This is a genomic window from Ferrimicrobium acidiphilum DSM 19497, assembly GCF_000949255.1.
GTDB classification, from domain to species: domain Bacteria; phylum Actinomycetota; class Acidimicrobiia; order Acidimicrobiales; family Acidimicrobiaceae; genus Ferrimicrobium; species Ferrimicrobium acidiphilum.
Genome location: NZ_JXUW01000019.1, coordinates 35,552 through 56,815, shown reverse-complemented (window position 1 = coordinate 56,815; position 21,264 = coordinate 35,552). Strand labels below are relative to the sequence as shown.

Genomic DNA, 21,264 nt, shown 5'->3' with positions numbered 1-21,264 from the left:
GGAGCTTCGTCGTCGTGAGACCCGTATAGCCAAGATGCGTCAAGCCAAGGAGGCCATCGAAGCTGAGGCCCGTGCTAAGGCCGAGGCCAAAGCTGATAAGCGTGCCAAGGCCAACACCACAACCAGCAAGAAGGCAGAGGTCAAGGCCAGCACTGATGTCAAGGCCAACACCCAGGCCCCGACCAGCACCGATGCCAAGACCGAGGGTACCGTTGTTGATGATGCAAAGGGTGCCGGCTCCACCGAGACCGTTGCCCCGGCCCCGACCAGCACCGATGCTGATGCTACACAAACCCCAATTCGACCAAACCCCAAAGCCCAACGCAGCTTCACTGATCCCGATTCTCGGATGATGAAGACCAACGAGGGATTCCACTTCGCCTACAACGCCCAGGCAGTGGTGGATGAAGGCTCTCAGGTAATCGTTGCAACCAAGGTAACCCAAGCCGCCGGAGACGTCAACGAACTCATCCCCATGATCGAGGCGACTACGACAAGCCTCAAAGCAGCAAAGATCAAACGTTCGCCACGGGTCTACCTAGCTGATGCTGGCTACTGCTCGGAGGCCAACCTTGGCCACATCACCAAGTTCGACATCAACGCTCTCGTCGCAACCGGACGCATAAAGCACAACGAACGAGTCAGTGAGTCCCCACGCGGGCGGATCCCAAAGAACGCAACGCCAAGAGAACGCATGGCTCGCTCTCTTCGAACCAAGCCTGGACGCATTGACTATGCCAGACGCAAAGCTATCGTCGAACCCGCTTTTGGACAGATGAAAGTCAGACAAAAAGCAGGATACCTACGCCTTCGAGGACTACAAGGAGCACAAACCGAATGGACGCTGCACTCAATCTGTCATAACTTACGAAAACTCTCCAATGCAAGAGTGAATGCAGGGTTGGTGATGGCCTAGAACACAGCGAATAGGTCCGACTTGGGATCATTGACCCCAATTCGGGACCGAAACCAAGAACCCGAGACTACAACCCCCGATTTTGGGAGATTTTAGGACCTCAGCCCTGGATTTTGGGAATGATTCGGACTCACGCTCCTAGACGAATCGCAGCCAGATACTCACAGGTATCTCTAGTACGACGGCCTTTGCATCAACCCCATCACCCCCGCCCAAGTGACTGCCAGGGTGATGAGGGTTGGCTAACAATGCAGGCCGCTCGCCTGTTAGGTCCCAAGCGTGCGAGCACCGCAGGTGATTCTTGACAACGTGTGTAGGAGAGGTCCCTGGTCAAAGAGGGGTATACCGTTTGGTCAAAACTTTCTTGACGCACCTGACGGTATCTCTATTGTATTCGCTCGACTAGAAGTCTCTTCATGCAGGGCGGCTGGCAAATCCCTGAAGCAAACCAGGCTGAGCACTTCCATTGGACGTCCTATGGCACTCAGGCGCCGACAAAAAGGTGACGCCGCGTCACTTGCGCACGACAATAGGCACAGAAATACCCAGGTAACGGGCCATTGTTATGTTTTGGCCACAGACTCGATGTTTGCGTGTTGAGCTGGAAGAGCACAGGGATAGCCGTCACCTCGTATGCGCGTGTTGAGCTGGGGTTTATGTGAGTTTTTGTCAGCGCCCGGGGAGTCGTTGCCGAGTACGCAGAACAAGATCCCTGCTGGGATGGGACGCCTCAGCCCAACTTTCGCAGCTCACCCCCATGCTCCCGGGTAAGTAGATTGGGGTCCAAATATGGGACATTACGAACGGGCAACAATCGGCTTTATGCGCTTCAGTGGGTCTTTAGACGGGGTGGCTGGCAAATCCGTGAAACAAACCAGGCTGAACACTTCCATTGGACGTCCCATGACACTCAGGTGCCGACAAAAAGGTGATGCCACGTCGCTTTCGTACGACAACTGGCACGGATACACCTAGGTATCAGGCCGTTGTGATGTTTTGGTCAACCAACGTCGAAAGTCAAGTCGTTCGGTATTCTCAAGAATTCCTATGACGTTGCAGATACCGTCGAAAGACGTAATGCTGGTGACGGAGGCTGTCAGGAGTAGTCACCACCCTGGCTTGCAGCCGAGAGCGCGTCAAGAGTTTGGTGCAGAACCATTGAGGACCAAAGAATGTCGCTATTAAGCTCGATTGGTGGCTTGAGTGGTCCATGCACTCAGCTCATCTGACTTTCCCGTGCGGAGATGGTTATTGGAATGTATCCAGGGATCGAGAACGGGAGTGAGATATATCGGATCTTGGTAGACCATCTCAGGGACGGCCAGACCGACGAGTTCGCCGAGCTGCTGCCGCAGTTCATTTCGACTATGCCGATCGGGAACTCAAACCGTGTCGTTGATCTGATCCTCGCATCTCTAGACCAAGACGTAGGCCAAGCCCAACTTTCGGAGAATCTTCCCGAATTAGCGTCTAGCTAGATCTTTTTGCCCGATTTCGATGGGTTATCCACAGGTGGGATTTGTATTATGGCAGGTTATATACCAGGTGGGGTATGTTTGGGGATGAATGTAGTGTCCTAATTATTAATATACTTGCATTTTATGACAGCATTCCCTCCTACTCGCTGGTAGCATCGATTCTATGTATATCCGCTCAGTTGATACCAAGGCCAAGACCGGTGCAACATATACCAAGTATCAACTCGTCGAGTCGTATAGAACTGAGAATGGTCCAAGACAGAGGATCATTTTGACCCTCACTGATCTAGATCTCGAGAAGCCTCTCTGGCCAGCTCTAGCTCGGGTGATTAGTGACCGCCTATCTGGAGTGGAGTCGATCTTTGACGAGGATCCAAAGATCGCTCACTATGCCGACATGGTGATGACCAAGCTCAGTGTGAAGAGTGAGATCACTACAAGTGATAGCAGACGAGACAATGAGGCGGACTTTGAACGTGTTGATCTCAATACCGCCACAACCACAAAGGTACGGAGCCTTGGTCCAGAGCTCATTGGAGAGAGGTTCTATGATCTCCTCGGGTGCGAAGAGATCCTGGCGAATGCAGGGCTACCTGTAAAGGCACTCCCTATCGCTAAGGCCGTCATCCTTGCTCGTCTCATCCATCCAGGCTCTGACCTTGCTACCTACAGGTGGATCCGGGATAACTCCTCACTTGTCGAGCTGGCTGGTATTGAGATCGCAAAGTTTACCAAAGACCAGGTGTATGAGGTCGCTGACGCACTCTATGGGGTAAAGGACGAGATCGAGAGAGCGCTCTTTCGCTCCTCGTCCACTCTGTTTCCAACTGATGAGACCCTCTTCCTCTTTGACCTGACCAATACCTACTTCGAGGGCAATGCCAAGGCCAATACCCTTGCTAAGTATGGCCACTCCAAGGAGAAGCGCTACGACTGTGCGCTTGTCTCACTTGCCCTCGTGGTTGATGCAAGAGGATTGCCCATCTACTCCGAGATCTATGAGGGTAGTGTCTCAGAACCAAGGACTTTAGCTGATGTTTTGGCCCACCTCGAGGAGTTGAGAGGAGAGACGCTCTTTGCTGGGGTTACCCCTACCATCATCATGGACCGCGGTATCGCAACTGCTGACAACGTTTCACTCTGTATCGAGAAAGAGCTCAACTACGTCGTTATCGAACGAGCCAATAAGGCGAGTCTCTACAAAGAACACTTCCGCTCTCTAGAGGGATTCGTAGAGGTCACCGATGCCAACGGTTCAGCTGTTGGACTAAAGAAGCTCCAAGAGGGCCAAACCAGTGTGGTTCTGTGCTCATCTGTAGGGAGAAAGAATAAAGAAACGGGGATCGCCAGTCAAGCTAGCACCAGGTTTCTAGCTGACATCGAACGATTGAAGCCGCTCTATCGCCAAGGGGTGCGGTGGTAAAAGACCCAACTCGTCTCAGAGAGGATCGGACGCATCAAGGCTAAGTACCCAAGTGTTGCCGGTAACTACGACTTTTCGCTCAGCTACCACGAGGATCATGGCAAGGTCATAAAGCGGAGTCGAGTAGACCGGGTCATAGATCTCACCATTACTGAAAAGCCGACCAAGACGGGTAAAGACTACCTACGTGGTGCCTACGTGATAGAGACGAATCACAACGAACTCACAGAGGGCGAGATCTGGAGTCTCTATATGACCTTAACCAGAGTCGAGAATACCTTTCGGTCCCTAAAGAACGATCTTGGCCTTCGTCCCGTCTATCACCAGCTAGCAACGAGAACCGCTGCTCACCTGTTCATCTCGGTACTTGGCTATCATCTCCTCAGCGCTATTGAGCTCACCTTGCGATCTAACGATGACACCAGGAGTTGGTCGACGATTAAAGAACAGGTCTCTACCCACGCTAGGACCACCATGGTGTTGACTAGTGACGAGGGGATCGTCAATCACATACGGGTCTCCTCTGTCCCAGAGCCAACACAGCGCAAGATCTATTCTCTTCTTGGGGTCAGGGACCCCCTGAAGCGCACAAAGACAATTGCCACGCGTTTGTAGTGTCCTACTGCTCTAACCCCAACCCCTCTACCAGGGAGAATGCGGATGAGTTTCGAAAGTTGGGCAAGGGAGTTACACCGCAGATGAAGTTGTCTCTCAAGATCACGGAGGCAAATGACAGTCAACAATGTGACGCCGCGTCACTTTTTGACGGATTCTGGAAGGTAAAGACCCTGGTAGATATGCATCATTATGTTTGGGTCAAGACACGCAACCGGTGGCGTAATGTCGACTCCCCCGTCGGGCCGATACGCTCTCTGCTTCCTCCAGTCACCGTATCGGGCCGCGACGCCGCGATGGACGCAATACCGGGGTTCGGCCAGCACAATGATGCTATCCGCGCCGAATTCTCTCCAAGGGCAATCAACAGTACCAAGAAAGGGATCAGTCATGACATCGAACACGACAAACATTCTGGCGAATGAACCCGAGACCAGCACCCGCACTGAGTTAATTACTCTTGGGCCAGCCGAGGGGCTGGCAGGCGTGCTGGACATCGACGCGCCCTCCGTCAGCGACGAGCTACCCGCCCTGTGGCACTGGGTCTACCTGCTTGAGCACCCGCGACAGAGCGACTTGGGCCCGGACGGGCACCCGAGACACGGCATACCGGCACCCCCCGGTCCCGGTCGCCTACGCATGTTCGCCGGTGGACGTGTGTACATGCACATTCTTCTACGTTTTGGCGAACCAGCAACACGTACTACACGGGTCATCCGCACCGTCGAAAAGGAGGGTAAGTCCGGTCCGCTGACCTTCGTAACCGTTCGCAGTGACATCGAGCAGAACGGACGATTAGCGATCGTTGACGAGCGAGATATCGTCTACCGGGCGCCTGGATCGAGGCTACCAATTATGTCCAACACCAACGAGACCCCGCCACCCGACAACAGCCTCACTCTCGACGTCAACTCGGTAATGCTATTTCGGTTTTCAGCATTGACGTACAACGCACACCGCATCCACTATGACTCTGTTTATACCACGCAACAGGAGGGTTACTCTGGACTAGTCGTGCATGGGCCGTTGCAAGCCCTGATGATGAGCGAGCTGATTCGCCGCTCAGGCTTGCCGCTGGTGGGTCAAGAGTTCGCCTACCGCCTTGTCGCACCTGCGGTAGGTGAGCAGCGCCTAACGGCAATGATGAGCGGACCTGAGGAGACCGGTGTCTCGGCGCAGGTGAGGGACGCCACTGGTATCGTAACCGCAACCAGTACTCTTCGTCCGCTGCGGACGTAGTCCAACCACCTGCCGCATACTGGCTCGCTTTCGCAATGGCCCACCAAGATACAGAGTGCCGAGTAACCCCAATGGCGCAGGTCGGCTTGACCAGGTTGTCTCGGGCTTGATGGAGGCCAAAACTGAGCGCCGCGCTGGCTTTGAGTCCGGAATGTTTACGACCATGTCCTGATGGACTAGCTACCTAAACCGAGCTTAAGCCTAACCTGCCGACCGATAGTACCTCCTACCAGGTACTTTATCGTGGGTCAGTGCTTTTGTTCTGTCGACTTGCCTCCAATGGTGATTGGAATCGGTGATCCAATGAGTTCAAAGACTCGACGCTGCAGTGGAGTTGGCACCGAGAGCTGTTCTATCTGGATGCCTTGGCTAAATTCAACCGTGTTTCTGGTAAGGGTTCCAAGGTGGGCAAGCAGGGTAGCAAAGCTATGGAGGACCTCGCCATTTGCTCCTAGTTTGGTGGCGTCTTTGGCACGGGCGGCGTCTGAGCGAAGGGCGGGAGCAACTGGGTCGGTCCCCACCGGCAGCGCCGTAATGGCTATGGTTGCCGAGCACATTGTTCCGTGCAACCTGGAACTGGGTGGTAAGCCGCCCACCATCAAAAACGCTACCGACCGTGGATCCTACTATGTCGGGATGTTGCCCGCTAAGAGTGGCACAGGTCGTGCACAACGTGCCGTGTCGTGGGCGCGACGCCATGGTGTCGGCTGTAGGGACTCTTAGAGCCAGCCGATTTGCCAACTCACCATCTGGTACCAGATGGTTTGGAGCGGCTCCAAAAGTGACGCCGCGTCACTTTTGCATAGCGGAAGACAAATAAACCCCCCAGCTCATAGTCCATCGTTATGTTTTGGTCAGTCACCGCGCTCGACGTTGCCTTTACGGATGTCTCCTGGTTGGCGCGAATGCTCCAAGTCCTAAGTTGTCGTCATCACCTTACCCACCCAGTGCGCCGCGGGCCAAGTTGATAAAGGTCCCAGTGACATCATCGAAGCTCGGCGTCTCGCCCCATATCATGGTCTGACAGAACTGCTCGTACCGAGTTCGCGTATCATCATCACGAACGCGGCCAAGCTCGTCGCGGAGTACTGCGTAAGGATCACCAGCAAAGACCTCGTGCTGGTGCCCATAGGTTTCGACATCGCGAGCAACGGTCTGGGAAACTAGGTCGCTAATCCGGTCTGCGAACTGGAGCGCGTCAAAGTCTGACGAGTTCGACAGTCGCTCGAGCACGCAGTGGGTGTCGTACAGGTGGCGCACCTGGCGATCATCGTAATCCCCACGAGTTAGTCCGGCACGTTCCTGAGAGGTGCGGCGTAGATAACCGACCACCTTGTCGGCCAGAGTGTCCATGACAGAGATGGTTGGAATGGTATCTGCGTCCGACACGGTACCTGTCACCCTGTCTACGATGGTGGCCAAGGGCAATTGTGATACCGGAGTAATTGGAGCAAACGCGGTCATCTCGAGTTTGAGATGTTCACGCATTGCAGCATCCTGTCTGGGGAATCGACTTTGGTAGGCGAACTCGCCCATCATGTACGAGTTGTTGTTGCGGCCTCGCATCTCGCTTACCAACGGGAACCCGGCATCCCCCAGGAGGGCTACGATTTCGGTCTTGACGGTCGAAAGCAACTTGCGAGTTTGTCCCCGGCTCAAGCCATCCGGGACGACTATGCGCAAGTCTGCGTCCTCGGACATACGCTCGATGAGCTGGTGAGCTTGGCTGAGCGAAGTGCCACCACAAAACACCAACTGGCAACCTTCGTCTTGTCCAGCGTCCCTAATGGCCAAGATCGCTTCTCGGACAAGAATGTCCTTCTCGAGCATTGCTGGAGAAATGGGGACAAGATGCTCGCGATCGATGGCACTGATTGTGGTATGCTCTACGTCACTTAGACCTCTCATAGACCAGCCGCCCCTTTCCGAACCCGATCTGTCGCCTAATGCGAGAGTTTCCGACATCGAAGGCGAACCATGCCGGTACCTGCGTGCTCCTACCCTCGTTATATGCTCGTAGAGCGCTATCTGGCTGCGGATCTATGCCTAGTTTGCGCAAGAGCTGAGCACCCCATGTTTCAGTTAGAACGACTGGCACTATCGCTGACGCCTTGCTGATGGGGCTGATGATGGTTTCAGCCTTTACGTAAGCCCCATAACCCACTCGTACAAGCTTCCCATCTTTGACCATAGCCCGCAGTGCTTTATCCACCCCAGAGCGGGTCTTGCCTAATCCGTTAAATTCGGAGCGCAAGAAGGCAGCCTCGTTCGGACGGTCCTCTAGGTACTTCTCAATCGCGGGTCTGATCTTGGAGGTGTACATACCTCTATTATATACAAGTGGGCCAAGCGGGCACATGTGCGCAGTAAGCGCCATCAACCTGCCTCCACACGCCGTATCTTCAAGAGTCGCTGTCGAGCACTAGGAAAACAATGACCGCCCCAGACCCCCTGTGCTGTGGGATTGGCGAGAGCCTCGGCGAGGCATGGCTCTTTGCGCACACAGTCGGTAAAAAGCTGTTTTGCAAGCGTCGTGCGCCAAGTGCGCTCGGACTCAAACCACCACTCGGTAGGCAGCCCCACACAGGTCGCTTGCTTTCGCCAGGCGTCGGTCATGACGCTGCCTTAGCGTGGAATGCTACTCCTTCGACGTAGTACTCCGGCCAATCGTCCTTGGGGCACTGTGGTTCTTTCCCTGCCCGAGACCAAGCCTCTTCCATGCTCATTGTCTCCTTTAATAGATCTAGCTTGGTGTAGAACCGCACTTGTGCGTCCTCATAGCGTTTACGTCGCGCCTCAAGCTTCGCACAAAACGCCCGAGCGTCCTTCTCGGTGCTAAATGCTGCGATCGGATCCTGGGATTCCCAAGGCACCGAGCCTATTACGATCCAAACCTTACTCATTGTTCTCTTCCCACTCCCAGCCCCACAATCCCTGACGACCACGAGCTGGTACCGGCGCTGTTACCTTCTTTACGCAACACAGAGGGCACACTTGCCTTGTGAAGTGAGGCCATGACTACCAGCTTCTCGTTTCGCCAGGAGTAACTTTGGTCCTGGAGCGTGCTTTCCTTGGGCCCGGTTTTCTAGGCCTCGACGATGTTTAGCACTCCGCTTGGGGCATAGAGGGAATCTAAAGTTTTGCTAGCTGCATCGTTGACGTGCACCCTGGGCCGAGGTGGTGGCTCTGATTCGAAGTAGGTCTCAGGCCCGTAGAACTGACCGTATCGAAGAACGACTCCACCAGCGGCAAGGACGGTGTGCTCGAGGAACTCCACTGCAGCACCACCGTCCCCTGGAAGTATCCAAGCGATACTTTGGGCTATGACTTTGGCACCACAGGCCTGGGCCGCATTGACGAGATTCGTTGTCCCTTCTCGTCGTATCCGATTATTGGAGGAGGAATGTTCACGGATAAGTGTGTGATCGTTGGGCAAGTCGGTTAGTTGATGGATGACGATATCTGGCTTATACCCTGTTACGACATTAACCAATTCGTCGTGGTCAAAGACATCGCAGAGAACCGGCGTGGCTCCCATGATTTGTAACTCTTCGACCCTACTCGGAGTGCGGGTCATCGCTGCAACATCATGGCGATTTGCGACGAGTAGGGGAACGAGGCGTCGCCCAATGACCCCACTTGCGCCTGCCACGAAGATTCTCATGTCATTAGGTTAATTAGTCAACCTCAACGCTGATCACATGATCGGTAACCCTCAGCGGATGGTTGCTCACGTGCGCAGCGCTCTATCGCAACCGTCTCGCGGCTCTGGACGGCCCCTGCAACAGCGATTCGAGTGGTTCGTCGTAAACAAACAAGCCCATCAATGGAGACGAACTCCAGTAGGCTTGTTCACGCAATTGAGCTGGCCAAGTCGTCGCGCACTTACACTAGAGTGTCACCAACCGGTGCGGTTATACTCCAGCCACGATTCACATCGGTCACGACCGCGCTCAGGCGCTCGATCGCCGCGACGATATCGTGGGGCGCGAGCGTGAAGGGAATACGAAGAAAGTTCTCCAGTGTTCCTGAAAGTCCAAAACGAGGGCCGGAAGCCAGGCGAATCTGGTAACTTTCAGCCCTAGCCGTAAGCAGAGTACTGATGGGTTCTCCCAGGTTGACCCATAGCGAGATACCGCCGCATGGCACCTCGAATTGCCAGTTAGGGAGGTGTGAATGGATAGCCTCCACCAAGGCATCGCGCTGAATACGAAGCATCTGTCGCCGGGAATCGAGTAAATCACTCCCTCCACGGATGAGCTCAGCTGCGAGAAGTTGATCAACTACCGGGCTTGCCATGTCGAATGTAGCCCTGGCTTCAACCAGATGCGAAATCACAGTACGATCCGCCCGCACCCACCCTACGCGGAGGCCGGCCCAATAAGACTTACTCATCGAGCCCACTGAGATGACGCGCCCTTCACCGCCAAAGCTTGCCAACGGGGCAACGACAGGAGAGTCGTCGAACCCCAGCTCGGCAAAGCTTTCATCGACCAACAACTGTGAACCGCAGTCCGCCGCAGTCCGTACGAGTTCTTCACGTTGGGTTGCACCGAGCAGTCTTCCGGTTGGGTTGTGATAGTCAGCTATCAGATACACGAGCCGTGGTAGGACTTGGCGCATGGCGATGCGAAGTGATGCCGAATCGTCATCCAACCCAACATCGATCACTCGTGATCGGTGTCGTCGAAGGACATCCAGTGCTCCTGGATAGGTAGGTGTTTCGATCGCAACTGGGTCGAGTGGGTCGCTGAGTGCTTCCACTACGAGCGATATCGCCTGTTGAGCGCCACTTGTAATCGCGATCTGCTCTACGGATGTCGTCAAGCCACGACTGGTGTAGTGCTCGGCAACTGCTTCACGCAACGCCAGTAGCCCGTGGGGAGTGTATCCGTGATGGGTGAGATAGTGGGGTAGCGCTTCATGCACCTTTACGAGCGCCATCGCGATCCTCGGGTCCCCAGCTATGGCTGCGACGGCGAGATCGAGCCAACCCGATCCTTGCCAGACCGCTGGACCCCAGGCGGCGCCCTGTCGACTTCGCCCCTGAGGCAACTGAGTCCAGCTACCTCCTCCATGCCGACTCACCAGGACTCCCTCCTCTCTTAGCATTGCATAAGCAGAGGAGACGGTTCGCCGACTCACATGTAGCTCAGCCGCAAGCGAGCGTTCACCGGGCAGTCGGACACCATAAGGGATTCGGGCGTCAAGGATCAGCGAACGAATACCCAATCCAAGACGGGCGTAAAGTGGACCCTTACGACTCACCGATGGCCAGTCGCCGAGGAGTTGCGCGAGCTGATGGCTACGTAACGACCGTGGTTTAGATACCACATTCCCATAAGCGGATCCTGATTGTGCCTCCACCATCATCTAAATTAATTCATGTGCCTACCGAAGATCCCGAATTTCACCAGTTCACATGGTTGAGGCGGCTGCCCTCAAGAGTTGTCGCGCCCCTACCGCATGACCGTCGAGTCAGAAGAGTCACGCAACTGTTAGCTGGACTCTTTCTTTACGGAGTAAGTGATTCGATGCTGGTAATAGCGAGGCTGGGGCTCGATCCATGGGATGTCCTCAATCAAGGTCTCGCAAGACATACTGGTATTCCAATTGGCACTTGGGCGATTCTCGTGGGGGTGGGGGTACTCGTACTCTGGATTCCACTTCGTCAACGACCTGGAGTCGGTACCCTTGCAAACGTTGCTCTGATCGGGTCAACAATGGACTTGGTGCTTTGGCTTGCACCACATGTTCACGGCAATGACCGATGGATCGTTATGTTCCTTGGTGTAGCTTTGAATGGGATCGCGACCGGGCTCTACATCGGTGGCATGCTAGGCCCAGGCCCGAGAGACGGGCTTATGCTCGGTATTTCGGCTCGTGGTCACAGCATCCGAGTGGTGCGCACATCGATCGAGGCAACGGTGCTCCTAGCAGGATGGTTGTTGGGCGGACAGGTTGGCTTTGGTACGCTCGCGTATGCAATCGCCATTGGCCCGCTCGTGCATGTTCTCATACCCTTTCTTAGGGTGAAGTTGGTCGAATCCACGGAGTAGCGACTGGCTATAGATCTTCTTGATCAGCTCGTGTGGGTCATCCCTTTGACTGTCTCGATTGTGCCTGAGAGCGACCTCGTAGAGGACCTGCCCGACGTAGTCTTGCCTTTCGTATGAGCCGTCGGCGACTATAGCTGGCATGCCCATGGATTCCCAGCTCGTCGGCCCCTAGTTTGCGTTCAGAACGTACAGAAAGTACAATACGAACATGAACTCAGAGAGAACCATACCGGTCACCGAAGCCCGCGGCCAGTTGGCCGAGTTGGTCAATCTTGTCGCCTACAGCGGCGACCATGTCACGCTGACACGCCACGGTCGACCGATGGCCGTCTTGGTTTCGGTCGCTGATGCGCAGCGACTGCAGGAGGTGGAGGTACAAGACATCGAACATACCCAAGTGCATTCGCTGCCCATCCCCACAACCGAGACTCTGGAGGAGTTGGGTCATCGCCATGATATTGCAGCCTGGACTACTCCTGGTCACCCAACGGATCCTCGATCAAATAATCGGGGAACCTGTTGAACTCGGCAGTTGCTCGGCAGGGCAGCCCGAACATGCGCGACTGCTAGGTCCTGAGGGACAGGAATAGCCTCGCAGTGGATAGGCGATAGATAATGGCGTCAGAACCGGAGAGCACAAGACCACTTAGGGACTTCGCGACCCTGCTCCGGTCATCGACGGTCCGCTGGGTTGTAGCCGAGGGATTGATTGGGAGGCTACGCGAAGGCGGTATCGGCCTAGCAATCGTTCTTCTCGTAAGGCACGCGACTGGTACGTTTGGTCCTGCTGGCCTGGCGGTGGCAGCCTTTGCACTGAGCACTGCGGTTACCCGACGTGAACATGGTCGCTTCATGGATGCATTCGGTGTCCGACGCGTCATGGGCCTCACCGCCGCAGCTAATACCGTCGCGATGCTCGGACTTGCGCTGCTAAGCCATGAACCGGACCAGAGCGTTAGCCTCATCGTAATGGCAGGGTTATGTGGTCTGACCTTGCCCGCCTTCACCCCCGCCATTAGGTCGTTTTGGACGACTACACGAAAGGAGATGGCACGTTCGGCGCTCGTCGTTGACGCCTTTTTGTATGAGCTTTCTATGACGGCTGCCCCCGGCTTGGTTGGACTAGTTGCGGTCGTGGCCGGTCCTTCGATCGCAGTCATCGTTTTGGCCGCCTTGGGCTGTGCGGGTTCTACGGGGTTCGCGCTCACTGCGGGCTCTTGTCGAAACGGCAGATCCTTCACTTGGCGGCACCATCCACCAGAGCATCGGCTCGCTCGTGGCATCTGGGTTCTGGTTGTCCTTGCCGGTGTGTTAGGTGGGGCAGAGGGTGCACTCACTGTTGCGCTGCCGGCTTACGCAGTCGGCATTGGCGGCGCTTCACGGGCTGGTGTGCTGCTGTCAGCGATTGCAGCAGGGAGTCTTTTTGGAGGGCTGCTATATAGTGGCCTTCGGTTGAGAGGTAATGTCAAGGTGGAGCTAGTCGCCTCAAGCAGTGTGTTCGCGGCCGGTCTCGTGATGTTGGTCGTCCTCCGTGGGGGCTTCGCGTTGACGGCGATCTTGTGCGTTATCGCTGGCCTTGGTCTTGCCCCTATCGTAGCGGTCATTTTGGCATGTGTCTCAAAGCTGGCGCCAGCGGAAAGAGCTACCGAAGCCTTCGCCCTCGTCGGCGCTGCCTGGCCACTAGGAGTTGGTCTTGCAGAAGCGGTAGTAGGCCTATTGGTAACGAGCGTCGGTGTTGGGCCGGGGCTCTTGGTGGCACCGGTGTGCGCAGGAGCTGCTGTCGTTGGTGCCGTCCTCTTTCGGAGGGTATTGTTCGATGGCATGGGGTCAAAAACCTAACTATTCGACGTTGCTTATAGAATGCCAGTCACCAGAGTCATCGTAGGTTCGCTGTTATGCAACATGACAAGAGAGGGCAACCTTCGCCTTTGACCCGCAGACTGTCCCTTTCATAATGTCCCCATTGAACTGCCTTTCTAGCTCAGCAAACCATCGTTGCGATGGTTTCCCAAACTCGACGGCTCGCTCAACCTGTCTCACTTTTGGACATTCGAGTACACTCAAAACACCAGGTGAGGAGACATTGTTATGTTTTGGTCATCGGTGCTATCCTGTCGACTATGGGGGTAGATAGGTGGCCGGTCGACTTTCGTTACATTTCCAGTCGGCTTGTACGGCAGATTGTCCAGCAGGATCAAACCTATCGTCTTGCCTGGAGACTCCGGACAATCTCATTACTGCACGGCATGCTTGGCTTCCAAAGAGATTCGCCTGATCGAGACAATGAGTTCGCGCTATGCCGAGAGGCTACCGAGGCAGTTCGGGACTTGACCGGCACGATCTCGGAGTATGAGTCTTCATATATTCGGGCTCAGGTTGACCTAACGATGGGGTTCTTGACGGTCCACATGGGCTGGCAAACTACAAGCAATGTTGAGATTGCAGTCATGAAGGCTGATGTAAATGTTCCCGATGTTGGCAAGGTGCTCGTGGCACTTTTTGGCTCTGCATCCAACTACCGCGGTAGAAGACCCGTAAGTGACGGCTCGGCTGAAATCCCTAGCGACGTTGACGGACTTTACGGCATCTTGGAAAGAACTCGAGAGTTGGCAGACCCACAGATAGATCACTATGAGCTCGATCGCGATCTAGGACATTCGCCGGACACCCGAGCTGATACGGCGGTCAGCTTGCTTGGCCAACGCTTCAAAGGCTTTGAGCAGAGGCGATTGGATGTGCTCATGCAGAGATTCTGTGTGGCCAAAGACATCGAGCCGTACGATCTAGTCATTCTGGGTGCTCCAATATGGGTAGCCACGCCTGAACCAAGCCCGATAAACACCTCCACCGTTTCGCCGGAGTAGCCTCATACCCTCTTAACTAGTCGATCGACGACAAAGCTAGATGGTCTCAAACGCTCTCGCCTGCCTGCACACTGGCGAAAGTTCCCAACTTCTTAGAGCATCATTACCAGGGCTGCTTTCCCACACCACCCGATCGGTCTAAAGCTTGTCTATTTGGCAACCGACTTGACTCGTGGTGATTCGCCACCAGAGATATAGAAATTCAGTGACAATCGAGGGGTCAACATCAACTAGGAACCAGCAGACCGAGCATCGAGCGGCATCAGTGACTGCGACCAAGCACCCGCCGATTGTTTGCGATATCCTACAATCTTTTAGAGCCCGCCGATTGGCAACGATTAACCAAGGTGAGTAGCGTGAAGCCAGCTAGCCTTCCCGGTTTCGCTACGATTTTGACCCCAGACTCGGATCCAGCACGCCAGCCAGCCGATCAACAGCACCCCACAAAGCCTCGTATCCAAGGTGCGCCTAGACCTCGTCGGTGATTCGGGTTCAGCTATGGCCAAGTACGCGGGATACTTCGGGTAGCGGAGTTTCAGCCGGCAACATCAGGGAGGCTGCGGCATGACGAAATTCATGGACATGGCGGCGGCCAAGTACTGCTCGTGCGACGAATGCTTGGAAAGCATGCGAGGTGTTGTCAGGGTCGAGGGGATACCCATTTGGTGAGGAACTCCAGTCATCGCTGACCGGACGGATCCCGCGGGTCGGCTAGGTGGAGCCAATCCGACAAGTAAGTTATTGACTCAAACCAATCGGCCAATTGGACCCCCGACACTGTTGAAATACGTGCTCCCCCACCCAAGTTGATCCCCGGGTGCCACTTGACACCAGTTCGCGGTCACCCGTCTGGGCCACCACGTTGCAAGCCCGGAAGGACTGGGTGAATGAGTCCGTTCCATCATTGTTCGCTCCTGCGGATCCACTCTGCGCAAGTTCCCCTCGCCCTGGTGTTGCTAAGTCTGTAGGACTATTGACGTGAAGTCGCCCTATGAAAGGGCGACCTGATCCACATGAATGTCAAAAGAACCACTAGATCACGGTGAGTTACGCCGAATAGGAATTTGTCTCTCAAGATCGAGAGGGCAATAGACAGTCAATGATGTGACGCCGCGTCACATTTTGGCGGATTCTGGAAGGCAAATACCCTGTTAGATATACATCATTATGTTTGGTTCAATCGTATGCGTACGTCGATGCGTACGTCGATGCGTACGTCGATGCGTACGTCGATGCGTACGTCGATGCGTACGTCGATGCGTACGTCGATGCGTACGTCGATGCGTACGTCGATGCGTACGTCGATGCGTACGGCCAGATGACATTTGCGAGTCTTTATAGTGTCGGGAAATGCTTCATTTCGCGTTGATCCGTTGGCAATTCTTCTAGAAAGTCCCTGGTGGGAGGGTTTTTATTTCTCGAATGTCACTTAGGGTGGGATTATTCGCACTTAATTACTGCTCCTTGTGATAGCTTTGGAGAAAAGGAATTGCTACGGAAGCAACTGGCGAAAAGGAGTTCGATGACCCGCAGAATATTGGGCGATCAGCCCACGAGTGGTGCAGATGCCCTCGACCCGCTATTGACGGTCGTGGAGCTCGCAAAAATTCTGGGAACGAGTGAGCGCCATGTGCGGCGTCTTGTCGCCGAGCGGCGGTTACCCTTCATAAAAGTCGGGCACTTCATTCGGTTCAGTCGGCGCGATATTTCTGAGTGGTTGACTTCCGTGACGATCATAGGTTGGGATAAGAAATATGGATGCTGACCCTCAACAACAGCTCTACGAAGAGATGGATTGCCTCTGGGAACAGGTGCCAAAGGCTCCTAGTAGAGCGCAGCGAGTGCGAAGGGGAGAGTTTGCTCTGGATGGTCCGTGGGAGCGACGCATCACTCGGAATCGGAGGCTGTCACTCAAAACGCTGCTTCCCTCTTTTGCTGACCAACTTTCAGTGCGGAGCACTTGGTGCGGCTTGATTTTGAGCACCGATATCACTGCGGGACCCCTTATCACGATTAAGGAGTTCCGCGGCCATCGCGAAGTGTGGCTACGTGGCAGCATACGTAAACTTCTGCCAGGCGCTCTTGATCCGGCAGCGAAGGGTTCGAGTTCGACGCCAGTCGACGTCTATCGTCGATACAGTCCAGATTTCGGGGGCATTTGGGAATTAGAGGTCTTGCCGAGAGGCCAGCGGAGGGCCATCTGATGCATGGCGACTCTAGGCCCGTAGCAGTAAGCGAGACTAGCCTCGCCCGCCTGCGTACAGAAATCGCGGCCACCCTGAAGATTGGAGAGGAGGAGTTGGTGAATGGGCTGCGCCATCTTGAGGAGGCGTCGCCGAGCGAGTGGGATCGGGAGTTCCGTACACGCCGCTCGCTGGAGGTTCGAGTCAGCGCTCTGCTTGCGCTTGAAGGCGTGGATGGCATTGGGCTGCCGCGCATCCTCGACGACTTCACGCGGACGACAGCCTTCCAACGGAGCCTGGCCGCTTTAGGGCAGCAGTTCCCCAACGAGGTACCGAATTTAGAGCGAGTGTTGCGGCAGCTATTTCGAATCATTCCACGGCTTACAGATTTTCCCGAGGCACTGGGGGTATTGGAGCTGCTTTACTCAGGCTCGCCGCCGTCTTCGATGCTGCAGCTCCTGAAAATCCTTGGGCCGGAACCGCGTCTCGAAATGAACGGCGAGCAAATTACGGCCAGGGAGGTTGCTAGCCGCATACGACGAGGTTATGGAGGTGTGGAGTACGGTTGGCTGGTTGTCCGTTCAGGGTTGATACCTTCGACCTTTGCGGGGCTGTGTGAGGGGCTATTGGGGAGGAAGACTAGCGATGCAGCGTTGGCACCTCTGCGATGGCTTTGCACCAGCTCTCCTGCGGCTGCTGCGATGCTGGCTTATCTGGGGCCTCGTCGCTTGGCGTCCTGGGAGCGTCTTGTTCGGGTGGGTAGGCACTGCGAGCGCCTCTCGCGGGTAGCTGGATTGGATGCCACGCCGGTGATTTCCCCAGGGTTAGAACATGTGCGTCGGCTCGTGGTGGATTCCGAGGTGGCGTTTCGCTATGACGAGGCGCTCGCACAGGATGCAGCAACCTTGGAAAAGATGTTCCGTCTCCAGGGGTGCGATACGGATACCGCTCGGGAAAGGGCGATGAAAAGAGTCATGGAGGGATTTCAGCCCTTCGTGACGTATCTTGAACAAGCGCAGCGATTTGGCGCCTCCGTTCTTGCTTTCCCGTGCGGTTTGCAGGGACATAGGATTCAGTCGTTCTGGCAGGCGCCACGGGATGACTTAGCACCTGACCAGCTGACGGCCGTCTCCATTCTCGCTCTTGCGCCCAAGCTCCTCGCCGGTGAAGCCTACGGAAAACTGATAATCCTTCAGATTTTATCGTGCGCTCGGGCCTCCGTCGTTCTCGGTCTCCGACGATCGTATGTTGTTGTCACGAGAGAGGGTTGGCTTATCCATGTTCCGTGGAAGGCTAACAAGACGGGTAGCGCCGTGCTTTTTATCGCCGAAGCGTTCCTTGAGGGCTTTGGGATCAACCTCGACTGGCTGCCAATCGATGCGCCTGAAGAGCCTTCAGACGCCTCGCGACGCGATTTTGCGTCCGCGATTGAACGAATGTGCAGTCGATACCAATTGATGACGGACCAACGTATTCCGCATCAAGACATTCGATTTACTCGCCCGATGATGGCGAAGCTTTTGGCTGACGCTCTCACGCCGGACGACTTTGCCCCGATAACGGCGATCCTGGGGCATAGCAGAGGCGAGATGCGACTCAATTACCTTCGGCCTAATGTTGCAGAAGCCGCTAGGTATCTCGGTAGTTGGGGGCATCATGGGTGAAGGCAGGTCGGATGCCAACGCTAGGGTAGGCAGGCGAGGAGCCTCTGGTTCGGATAAAGTACGTCGGCAACGATTAGCCTTTATTCCACCAGTGGTCGAGGCCGCGGTCTGGAGGGCCGCCTCGGAGAGTGGCAATCGTGGGTTGCTACTGATGCTTACCAAATACTTTCTTCGACCTTCTCAATTAGTTGGTGCCACTCTGCACGATGACCAGCTGGTTGTCAATGGATTCAAAAGTCCCCTACCTGTCGATCCCAACGATGTGGCGGTGCTTCGCCAATGGTTGGAGCGCCGGAGGCGCCCCAACAGTCCGCAAGCTATTCGAAATATTCTCCGAACGATGCGACCGAATGTGGTCAAAATATTGACGGATGGTGATTCTGATACTGACTGGGAACTACTCGTTAACTGTGGAATTACAAGCCTGCGGATGCTCGCCAAGGAGCACTACGCAGCAGCACACGGGTTCGATGAACGCTTGTACTGTAATGCGCTTCATGATCAGTTCTCCGATCCCAGTGAATCTCTCCGATGGCTGAGCACTGAGACACGACAACGGCTCAACGGTGCGGCCTTGGAAGTGATGGAGGCTGTCCGAAAAGTTCAGATGCAGTTGGAGGAGCTAGATTAATCATGCATGGCAATAGTTGTGGACAAAGTCATGGGATTACCTTAACGAATGAGCAATCTACGGTCATTAGGGTCGCCTCTACGGCACGGACGCTCATTGCAACAGCGAAGGCTGGAACAGGGAAAACGTCGACTGTAGCTAGCCTTATTTGTGGTGAAAGTCAAGCCGCTACACGTGTATTAGCCCTCAGTTTCTCCCGAAATGGGCTCAAGGAGATAGTGTCGGCACTGTCTCAGCGCCATGACCTTAAGCTCAAGATGGTTACGCCTAGTGCGTTTTTAGGGAACAGCTTGAGGGTGCAGACATTCGATAGCATGCTCTTTGGAGGAATACGAGAACTCGTTCCTGATTTTAATAAATATAGATTGGCGGGCCCCACGGAGCAATATTCTCTGCTGGTCGCTGTCGGCGGGGAGGAGATGATTAGAAGGGGTGGAGAAGCAGGTCTTTGGAGCGACGAACAAGCTCAGCATAGGTTGATCCATATTCTAGACCTCTTGGCTAGATCGCAGGCGTTATCACGCATTTATCAGGAGTTCATGACGCCTTATATCAATGCTATGGAAGCGAAGGCGTTGGCCGACCATATCATTCTTCCTGCTGTATGGAGTCGGTTAGTGGTGGGTCAAGCTACTCGGGTGGCGGAGTTGCTGTGTCGATGTTTCGACCTCATAATAGTTGACGAATTCCAAGACTGTTCAGAACGCGACCTTTCTCCACTCATCGCTCTTAGCCGTCTGCCCCAAGGCCCCCGCTTGGTGGGGCTGGGAGATCCTGGTCAGGCGGTGATGACGTTTCGTGGAGCCGTTGGTAACCCAGCAGCCTTCTTTCGGAGGTCAGGGGTTGTTTTTGAGGAGCGGGCACTTACGTTGAATTTGCGTTCCACTCCTGAGTTGGTAACTGGTGCGAATTCATTGCAGCAAGCTTCAGGGATGGGGTCGTTGCCTGCACGTACTCCTAAGGATTGTCCGAGTGGGCCAGAACCATTGGTAACGGTGTGGCTTTGTGAACAACAGTTGATGGATGCTTTACTGTGCGCCTTAATGTACTGCAAGCGAGCGAGTTATAATGTTTCGATTGTGGGTCGTCTTCCAGTCGAGTTTGTGCGCTTTTGGGAGCGCGTAGAACGTGGGAACACAGCTGGAGGAATTGAGAGGGCCCCTACTGATGTAAGTGTGACAGTCTTGGTGCCGACCAATCGCATAGCTAGGGAAGTGGAAAAGGGACTTCAACTTCGGGGGATAGATGCAATACATGTCAAGCCTCAGGAAAATCCATATGAGAGTGAGACTGTAATGGCGGTAGAAAGCTGGTTTGAGTTTGGGGGAGAACCTGTGGCACAGCTAAGGGCGTTATTGACGAAGCAAAAAATCAGATGGGTTGCTGGTATGGATAAGATATCGGAACGGGAGGTTAGGTTTTGCTTCAAAGTGTTGATGTACAATCTAGGAACTCTAGGCGTAACGCAATCGCGACGTGAGGTGAGTTCGCGACTAGTGAAGGTCATTCAGGACATTGCAAGATATCCAAAGCTGACGGCGTGCGGTCGGGAGTACCTTGAAGGTTCGAGGTATTTGGTACAGCAGTTTAGTAATACCGACAGTCGGACTCCTGTAATAGATAGTGTAGCGGACTTGCAAGGCGTCCTACTCTTGTCGGGCAAAGCTACGAGCCGGGGAAGTACACGTGACTTATGGATCCTCGATCTATTAAGAACATGGGGGGCGGAAGTATTGTCTGGCAAGGTAGCTGCGTTCATTCGCGATAGGCGGGAGAACTGGCAGCCCAAGGAGCTTGAGCTGTCTACTTCGGTAGTTCAGATTAAAACGCCAGAGAGTTCGAAAGGTGATTCTGTGGATGTTGTGATTGCTTACCATGGGGAGCGCATCCCTCGCCCGGAACATGTCGATCGCTGTGCCGCTTCTTCCAATGGCGATGTCGCGGCAGGTTCGCAGTCGTATGTTGCTGAGACTCGGGCGCGCAGAGCCTACGCGATGTTGTGTTTGAGTGGCTTGCCCAGGTTCCATGAAGTTCCTTTGGAGGGATGGCAGTACCAGGATTTTACGTAGTTAATCCGGCGACGAAATGAAGGCTGAATGGAGCTCTCCGCATACAGTACTGCATGGCTGCTAAGAGATACCGCAACAGCCGTAGAGGTTTTACGCATTGGGAGTCTCGCTCTACTCTCAGCA

Annotated in this window: 20 protein-coding genes and 1 pseudogene; 13 read left to right on the top strand and 8 right to left on the bottom strand. The window is 54.8% G+C overall.

Going from position 1 to position 21,264, the window contains the following annotated elements:
- The 4 genes and pseudogenes from FEAC_RS09570 to FEAC_RS09545 form a co-directional block, all read left to right on the top strand.
- Positions 1-916 (top strand): transposase (locus FEAC_RS09570; RefSeq protein WP_152623173.1); only part of this gene is annotated, 916 nt, incomplete at its 5' end.
- Between the two features lie 1,256 nt (positions 917-2,172).
- Positions 2,173-2,394 carry a hypothetical protein gene (locus FEAC_RS09565; RefSeq protein WP_035392467.1) on the top strand — a complete coding sequence of 74 codons (222 nt, stop codon included), beginning with the start codon at positions 2,173-2,175 and terminating at the stop codon, positions 2,392-2,394.
- 163 nt (positions 2,395-2,557) lie between these two features.
- Positions 2,558-4,432: pseudogene (locus FEAC_RS09560) on the top strand (IS1634 family transposase).
- Positions 4,433-4,822: 390 nt separating this feature from the next.
- The gene (locus FEAC_RS09545; protein ID WP_035391428.1) at positions 4,823-5,671 is read left to right on the top strand and encodes an HTD2 family dehydratase; all 849 of its coding nucleotides are present in this window, start codon (positions 4,823-4,825) and stop codon (positions 5,669-5,671) included.
- Positions 5,672-5,919: 248 nt separating this feature from the next.
- Here FEAC_RS09545 and FEAC_RS15595 read toward each other — a convergent pair whose 3' ends face one another.
- The 7 genes from FEAC_RS15595 to yczR all read right to left on the bottom strand — a co-directional run bounded on the left by FEAC_RS15595 (position 5,920) and on the right by yczR (position 11,044).
- Positions 5,920-6,192 carry a hypothetical protein gene (locus tag FEAC_RS15595; RefSeq protein WP_156099322.1) on the bottom strand — a complete coding sequence of 91 codons (273 nt, stop codon included), beginning with the start codon at positions 6,190-6,192 and terminating at the stop codon, positions 5,920-5,922.
- Positions 6,193-6,607: 415 nt separating this feature from the next.
- Positions 6,608-7,579 carry a nucleotidyl transferase AbiEii/AbiGii toxin family protein gene (locus FEAC_RS09535; protein ID WP_035391432.1) on the bottom strand — a complete coding sequence of 324 codons (972 nt, stop codon included), beginning with the start codon at positions 7,577-7,579 and terminating at the stop codon, positions 6,608-6,610.
- The gene (locus FEAC_RS09530; protein WP_052566162.1) at positions 7,563-8,048 is read right to left on the bottom strand and encodes a hypothetical protein; all 486 of its coding nucleotides are present in this window, start codon (positions 8,046-8,048) and stop codon (positions 7,563-7,565) included. Before FEAC_RS09530 ends, FEAC_RS09535 begins: the two co-directional genes overlap by 17 nt.
- On the bottom strand, positions 8,048-8,287 hold the full coding sequence (locus FEAC_RS16405; protein WP_035391435.1) for a WhiB family transcriptional regulator: 240 nt from the start codon (positions 8,285-8,287) through the stop codon (positions 8,048-8,050). Before FEAC_RS16405 ends, FEAC_RS09530 begins: the two co-directional genes overlap by 1 nt.
- Positions 8,284-8,574: a hypothetical protein gene (locus FEAC_RS09520; protein WP_035391437.1), complete on the bottom strand. Its 291-nt coding sequence runs from the start codon at positions 8,572-8,574 to the stop codon at positions 8,284-8,286. The genes FEAC_RS16405 and FEAC_RS09520 overlap by 4 nt, the downstream gene beginning before the upstream one ends.
- Before the next feature lie 182 nt (positions 8,575-8,756).
- On the bottom strand, positions 8,757-9,323 hold the full coding sequence (locus FEAC_RS09515; RefSeq protein WP_201773890.1) for an NAD-dependent epimerase/dehydratase family protein: 567 nt from the start codon (positions 9,321-9,323) through the stop codon (positions 8,757-8,759).
- A gap of 233 nt (positions 9,324-9,556) precedes the next feature.
- Entirely contained in the window at positions 9,557-11,044 is a 1,488-nt protein-coding gene (yczR, locus tag FEAC_RS09510) for a MocR-like transcription factor YczR (protein ID WP_052566161.1), read from the bottom strand.
- Between yczR and yczE the strand changes: the two genes are divergently transcribed.
- From yczE to FEAC_RS09490, 4 genes are all read left to right on the top strand, one after another.
- Entirely contained in the window at positions 11,029-11,730 is a 702-nt protein-coding gene (yczE, locus tag FEAC_RS09505) for a membrane protein YczE (protein ID WP_473234768.1), read from the top strand. The genes yczR and yczE overlap by 16 nt on opposite strands.
- A 208-nt stretch (positions 11,731-11,938) precedes the next feature.
- Positions 11,939-12,253, top strand: a complete 315-nt coding sequence (locus FEAC_RS14765) for a type II toxin-antitoxin system Phd/YefM family antitoxin (RefSeq protein ID WP_081901248.1) — start codon at positions 11,939-11,941, stop codon at positions 12,251-12,253.
- 92 nt (positions 12,254-12,345) lie between these two features.
- The gene (locus tag FEAC_RS09495; protein ID WP_035391443.1) at positions 12,346-13,569 is read left to right on the top strand and encodes an MFS transporter; all 1,224 of its coding nucleotides are present in this window, start codon (positions 12,346-12,348) and stop codon (positions 13,567-13,569) included.
- Positions 13,570-13,823: 254 nt separating this feature from the next.
- Complete coding sequence (locus FEAC_RS09490; RefSeq protein ID WP_035391445.1) at positions 13,824-14,594, top strand: DUF7019 family protein; 771 nt, start codon at positions 13,824-13,826, stop codon at positions 14,592-14,594.
- 492 nt (positions 14,595-15,086) lie between these two features.
- On the opposite strand, the gene FEAC_RS16400 is transcribed toward FEAC_RS09490, so the two are convergent.
- Positions 15,087-15,293, bottom strand: coding sequence for a tyrosine-type recombinase/integrase (locus FEAC_RS16400; protein WP_081901250.1), 207 nt, complete (start codon positions 15,291-15,293; stop codon positions 15,087-15,089).
- An 823-nt stretch (positions 15,294-16,116) separates the two neighbouring features.
- On the opposite strand from FEAC_RS16400, the gene FEAC_RS09480 reads away from it, so the two are divergent.
- The 5 genes from FEAC_RS09480 to FEAC_RS09460 are packed head-to-tail and all read left to right on the top strand — an operon-like array spanning position 16,117 to position 21,141.
- Positions 16,117-16,359, top strand: a complete 243-nt coding sequence (locus FEAC_RS09480) for a helix-turn-helix domain-containing protein (RefSeq protein WP_052566159.1) — start codon at positions 16,117-16,119, stop codon at positions 16,357-16,359.
- The gene (locus tag FEAC_RS09475; RefSeq protein WP_035391447.1) at positions 16,349-16,798 is read left to right on the top strand and encodes a hypothetical protein; all 450 of its coding nucleotides are present in this window, start codon (positions 16,349-16,351) and stop codon (positions 16,796-16,798) included. The genes FEAC_RS09480 and FEAC_RS09475 overlap by 11 nt, the downstream gene beginning before the upstream one ends.
- Positions 16,798-18,441 carry a site-specific integrase gene (locus FEAC_RS09470; protein ID WP_035391449.1) on the top strand — a complete coding sequence of 548 codons (1,644 nt, stop codon included), beginning with the start codon at positions 16,798-16,800 and terminating at the stop codon, positions 18,439-18,441. The genes FEAC_RS09475 and FEAC_RS09470 overlap by 1 nt, the downstream gene beginning before the upstream one ends.
- Complete coding sequence (locus tag FEAC_RS09465) at positions 18,434-19,072, top strand: hypothetical protein (protein WP_035391451.1); 639 nt, start codon at positions 18,434-18,436, stop codon at positions 19,070-19,072. Before FEAC_RS09470 ends, FEAC_RS09465 begins: the two co-directional genes overlap by 8 nt.
- 2 nt (positions 19,073-19,074) lie before the next feature.
- A complete protein-coding gene (locus FEAC_RS09460) occupies positions 19,075-21,141 on the top strand; it encodes a UvrD-helicase domain-containing protein (RefSeq protein WP_035391453.1) in 2,067 nt (688 codons plus the stop codon).
- Positions 21,142-21,264: the final 123 nt, after the last annotated feature.